6 protein-coding genes and 1 pseudogene are annotated in these 4,545 nt (G+C 51.3%); all 7 read left to right on the forward strand.

Translation table 11 applies throughout. The features are described 5' to 3' along the window. Positions 1–8: 8 nt before the first annotated feature. The 7 genes and pseudogenes from RTI30_RS14365 to RTI30_RS12845 all read left to right on the forward strand — a co-directional run bounded on the left by RTI30_RS14365 (position 9) and on the right by RTI30_RS12845 (position 4,188). On the forward strand, positions 9–464 hold the full coding sequence (locus RTI30_RS14365; RefSeq protein ID WP_409449714.1) for a DnaB-like helicase C-terminal domain-containing protein: 456 nt from the start codon (positions 9–11) through the stop codon (positions 462–464). A gap of 477 nt (positions 465–941) precedes the next feature. Further along, positions 942–1,166: a hypothetical protein gene (locus RTI30_RS12820; protein WP_312283956.1), complete on the forward strand. Its 225-nt coding sequence runs from the start codon at positions 942–944 to the stop codon at positions 1,164–1,166. 3 nt (positions 1,167–1,169) lie between these two features. Beyond that, a complete protein-coding gene (locus tag RTI30_RS12825) occupies positions 1,170–1,520 on the forward strand; it encodes a hypothetical protein (RefSeq protein WP_312283957.1) in 351 nt (116 codons plus the stop codon). Positions 1,521–2,188: 668 nt separating this feature from the next. After that, positions 2,189–3,097 (forward strand): annotated as a pseudogene (locus RTI30_RS12830) (DNA cytosine methyltransferase). Positions 3,098–3,112: 15 nt separating this feature from the next. After that, positions 3,113–3,799, forward strand: a complete 687-nt coding sequence (locus RTI30_RS12835) for a type II toxin-antitoxin system HicB family antitoxin (protein WP_312283958.1) — start codon at positions 3,113–3,115, stop codon at positions 3,797–3,799. Next, entirely contained in the window at positions 3,792–3,995 is a 204-nt protein-coding gene (locus tag RTI30_RS12840) for a hypothetical protein (RefSeq protein ID WP_312283959.1), read from the forward strand. Before RTI30_RS12835 ends, RTI30_RS12840 begins: the two co-directional genes overlap by 8 nt. Continuing rightward, positions 3,988–4,188, forward strand: a complete 201-nt coding sequence (locus RTI30_RS12845; protein ID WP_312283960.1) for a hypothetical protein — start codon at positions 3,988–3,990, stop codon at positions 4,186–4,188. Before RTI30_RS12840 ends, RTI30_RS12845 begins: the two co-directional genes overlap by 8 nt. The last annotated feature ends 357 nt before the right edge of the window (positions 4,189–4,545 follow it).

Genomic DNA, 4,545 nt, shown 5'->3' on the forward strand with positions numbered 1-4,545 from the left:
TGCGGGCCATCGCACACAGGTTCCAGGCGCGGCACGGTCTCGGCCTGGTTATCATTGATCAGCTGGACCGGGTACTCGAACCGGAGAAGCGGGGGGAGAACCTTTCGGCCCGTATAGGCCGGACAACCCGCAAATTGAAGGACATGGCGCGGGACCTACGGGTACCGGTAATCTGCCTGGTGCAGCTGCTGGACAAACAGACCGCAACCCGCAAGAGTCCTCGCCCGGGATATGGCGATGTGCGCGACTCCAGCCACCCTGACCAGGACTGCGATGTAATGCTTTATCTCTGGCGGCCGGAATTCTACTGGCCCAACAAGCCCGGAGTCAGGGGCCTCGCAGAGATAATCGTTGCGCGCCAAAGGTCCGGGCCGCCTGGCTCGGTATGGGTGCGGTGGAAACCACGGTATACCTCGTTCGCCAACCTTCCGCCCGATGAGTGGCCCAGGGAGAAATTAGGTTAGAAGTGGCAACACCCGACGACTTTCTTCGTGACCTGCTAGGCTGCTGGCGCATTGTGCACCGCAGGCAATTCGACATTACGGCCGCTGATCTGGTGGCGCAGCTGCTCCTGTTTCGGCACCTGGAGGCGCGGGAGTTGGCTGGCAAGCGGTCAGATAACGAAGAGGCTGTCAGGAGTAGACGGCTCGTCCAAGAAATGAGGTTTCGCGGTATCTGCTCCTACTGCTACCGTAGGCCAGTGGATTACAGCGTGAGCGTCAGGTGGTGCACTAGGTGTGCAACGCTCATGCAGGAATACAACCGTAAAAAGCGTGAAAGGCGCAAGGAGAAGCTGCATGAGGATGGGAGGCACACAACCAATGCCTGAACTTACCTGCATGACTCCCGGATGTCCGGGTATGGGGCCGCATTTGGGAAGCTTTCGGGGACGTTCCATGCCCCTGGTGCGGGGAGATGATGAAGGAAAGGAGTGACGTAGAATGCCCATCGACTACTATTCGGACATCATCCGCCAGCGCACGGCTGCGGATGCGGCGCAAATCCTTGCGGATGAGTGCCGCAAAAAGGACAGAGTAATTCAGAAGCTGTCGGAGTTAATATCGCCGGGATATGAGTATGACTCCGTTGCTGGTAGATTGAGCTTTCCGGTGCATGCCCCAGATCTCCCATATCTCAGCATGGCGAGAGAGACGAAGGAGGATTAACCCATGGATGACACACGTATGCAATCATATCTCCAAAGCTTGAAAGCCGGCGATAAAGTCTTCATCAAGTTTGGCGCTACCTACAGCCAATTCTCGGTCATTAGGACCACCCCGACCACGATCATAGTTGGCATCGGCGCCACCGAGAAAGTGTTCCAGCGCAAGACTGGCAACGTGCGGGGCAAGCGCAAACACGACGATCCAAAGATTATTCTCCCCACGCGGGAGATGGTGGAAGAGATGGAATTGACGCGGATAAGGGACGCGATACGGGATGCATTGCCGAAGTTGACCAGGTCTAGCCTGGGTCCTCTGAGGGAGGCTGCGGCTATCCTGGGAATCATCCCCAGCTAGGGAGGTTTGTTGCTAATGAAATATACCGACCTGCCCGTTTCGCTGCTGCAAGCGGAAGTACAGTTTATTCGGCCTCTTCTGGATGCGTCGTCTATGAATGCGGCACTCGCGTGGGGAAGAGGCAGCCCGATAAGCCATACCCTTGACGGGTGAGCCATGGACCTCCCGTGCGAGGTATGCCCGATAGGTTTGGCTAAGTGCAGCGCTCTGGGCGGTGTCCACACGGCTAAGGATACCATACCAAAATACCTCGCTGAGCTGGAGGCAGCTATTAGGGAAAAGGAGTTGCAGGGAAGGGTCGGTGAGAAACCGTGACGCAAGAGGACTTTCTTTTGGTGATCTTTCGCTGCTGGCAGACGGCGTAGCGCAGAAAAATGCCTATCACGGCCTGGGAACTGGTGTCGGGGCTGATCCTGTTCCTGCATAAGGAGGCGCAGGAGGCTACAGGTCGCTTTGCGGAGGACTCGGATTCCGTACAACAGTGGCGATTGACACGTGATCGGCGCCTGCGCGGTATATGCACGATGTGCGGGCGGCGGCCTGTGGATTATTCGATCAGCATGTCGTTTTGTGCGGAATGCACACAGGCCAACCGTGTCAGAGGGAAACGATATAGGGAAAAGCAGCGGGAGCGGCTTTACGAAGCGGGAAGCGAGGGATAAATATCCATGAACGTTTTGGACTTGTTTTCCGGCATGGGTACAATGTCTTTAGGTCTGGAAATAGTAGGAATGCACACCGTGGCTTTTTGCGAAACCGACCCGTTTTGTCGTAAATGGTTACGTCATGCATGGCCCGGAGTGCCGATTTTCGGAGATATTCGCAAATTGACTAGAGGTAAGCTGGAGTTGGTGCTGGGTGAAAAAGCCAGAGCAATTGAAATTATCGCAGGTGGGTTTCCTTGTCAACCGTTTTCCGTTGCTGGGAAGTGAGGAGGCGAGGATGATAACCGCTACCTCTGGCCAGAAATGTGCCAGATTATTAAGGAAGTCAGGTCAAATTGGGTGCTTGGCGAAAACGTTGCTGGAATCATCAGCATGGCACTCGACACTGTGCTTTCTGACCTGGAAAGTATCGGTTACACCTGCCAAACGTTTGTTATTCCGGCTTGTGCCATCGGCGCCACGCACAGGAGGGATAGGGTCTGGATTGTGGCCCACTATTCGGGCATCGGACTCGGATCATGGCGGACCCAACCAGCGGGACAGTGCGGGGAACTACAGTCTGCCGGGGGCAGTGGTCCATGCGGGAATGTGGCCAACGCCGAATGCGAGAGATTACAAAGGGCAACCAGGATTGGCATTCAGTCGGCAAGCGTCTCTACCCCGCACGGCTGGTGGCCGTCTCAACGTTGCTTGGGTTTGTCAACTTCAAGCACTGCCGACCTGGTGGCTCGACACGGAATCCTCCCCGTTGCGCCATATGGGGCGGACCAGTACGAGTGGGAAGTGTCGCGCATTACGACCGAGAAGGTGGCTGACCGCCGGCAAAAGCTCCAGGCTCTGGGCAATGCGGTCTACTGGCCGCTGGTGTGCGAAATAGGAAAGGCTATAATGGAGTGCGAGGGAAAAGGATAGAAAAGGGGTAAGCACATGAAGTTAGGTGAACAAGTAAAAGTCAATGCAATCATCAAACCAGCTAAAAAGTGGGACAACAAAGGCTTTCGGCTTGTTAGGATCTGGAACCGAGAGGAGCAACAGAAAGCATTGCGTGGCATTATTGCTGGAGTGCGAGTGGTAAAGGAAGGATGGGTATACAGCGGATGGAGTGGTGATCTTGATAGAGAATTAAAGGACGATGAGTGCGAATGGGTTGATGAACGAGATAATAAAGAAATTGATGATACGATAATTTTTCATCCGGAAAAATATATCAAGTGTTATTTGGTGGCAGTGAATTTGTCTCGTCAGGTGTATGCGCTGCCGGAAGATGTAATACCAGAAAAGAAGCCCGAAACTGAAAAGAGTGTAGATAACTGGATAGGTGCACCGCTTTCAGATTTTGTTAGCAAAGCATTACAGAATATCAAGATCGAAAAATGCCCCAACGGTTACTTTTACGCTGAAATTCCTTCATGTGTAGGCGTATGGACTTACGGAGATACTGTTGAGGAATGTTTAGTAGATATACGTGTAGTACTTGAAGAATGGTTGCTTTTCAAACTAAGAGACGGGGATACAGACCTACCGATTTATGGCGACCTGGACCTGAATGAATACTTTACGGAGCATGATTTAGAAAATATAGCGAAGGAAAGTAAGGAGAAGTCAAATGGTTAAGCATAATTGGGAATTTTTCTTTAGAAAACGTTTGAAAAAATTGGAGGAGTTGATTCATGAATTTGCTACTTCTCCGGTTGTTTTCTCTGATCCCCGTGTAAAATACGTTGAGATCCAGGTATCCAGAGAAGCGCTTGAAGAAGCGCAAAAACTTATAGGACTATACCCTTCAAGGGAGGAGAAGAACAATGATTGATGATTCCAAAGGAATGTATGTCGAAACTAACTATTATTTAAGGGAAATGGACAACGGTGAATGGATGGAGGCTGTTGTAGATTTTTACTGGAAAGATGGTAAAGTAACGGGATATGTGGAAGACGTAATGGTACTGAAAGAAAGACCCGAATTTAGCAAAGATGCTTGTATTTATCAGGAACCTATCAATTAACTAATGATAAGGAGGAAGAAAACAATGATTAAAGATTCCATTTTTGGGGGAGCGCAATCTGCTCCGTTGAATCAAAACAATCTGATGCATAGTATAACGATAAGTCTGCGCTTAATAAAGGGGGTGATGCCTGTGTATCCTGCAACACATTATGAGCGATTGTGCCCTGTCCGTTAGGACAGGGCTAACAAAGCATGAAAGTAAGCAAAAAAATAAGGATTGATCATGATGAATACGTTTGACCCCTCCACCAGAGGGCAGGGTTGATGCGACATGACAGGATATTTTGGACTACGATCCAATCGGGGCCGGCCCCTGGAGGAATTGATTACAATCGCGAACGAGATCGGAAGAGCG

The organism is Candidatus Igneacidithiobacillus taiwanensis (assembly GCF_031962545.1).
GTDB classification, from domain to species: domain Bacteria; phylum Pseudomonadota; class Gammaproteobacteria; order Acidithiobacillales; family Acidithiobacillaceae; genus Igneacidithiobacillus; species Igneacidithiobacillus taiwanensis.